We start from the raw sequence: 627 nt of genomic DNA, 5'->3' as shown, positions 1-627 counted from the left end.
CCTCAGTCGCGTTCACCAGAGCCTCAACCTATCGTTCAACCACAATCGGTTTCTCAAATTCAACCAGAACAGACACCTGAGCCGAGTGTAGCGTTTGAACCAGCGCCACAAGAAGTTGAGGTTGAGGAAGTGCAAGATGGCGATCAAGATGTTGCCGCATTCCAAAGCATGGTATCCAGTGCGCAAGCAAAAGTTGCCGCGACGCAAAACCCATTCTTGATGAAGCAAGAACAGAATTTACCAGTGCCAGAAGAGCCGCTGCCAACACTTGAATTGCTTTACCATCCGGAAAAACGTGAAAACTTCATCGATCGTGAAGCGCTTGAGCAAGTCGCGCGTTTAGTCGAAAGCAAGCTTGCAGACTACAAAATTAAAGCTGACGTGGTCGGCATTTACCCAGGCCCAGTCATCACTCGATTCGAGCTCGATTTGGCGCCAGGTGTGAAAGTAAGTCGAATTTCTGGTCTGTCTATGGACTTGGCGCGTGCTCTATCGGCGATGGCGGTACGTGTTGTAGAGGTGATTCCAGGCAAACCTTATGTCGGTCTTGAGTTGCCAAACATGAGTCGTCAGACGGTTTATCTATCAGACGTCATCAGCAGCCCTCAATTTGAGCAAGCTAAATCG

At 49.3% G+C, this 627-nt stretch carries 1 protein-coding gene; it reads left to right on the top strand.

Translation table 11 applies throughout. From position 1 onward, the window contains the following. On the top strand, positions 1–627 hold a 627-nt coding region (locus tag R7044_RS26265; protein WP_263857060.1), incomplete at both ends, for a DNA translocase FtsK.

The sequence above is a fragment of the Vibrio sp. 1402 genome (genome assembly GCF_033340275.1).
Note: the sequence above shows the minus strand (reverse complement) of the source record. Positions and strands in the feature narration are given on the sequence as shown.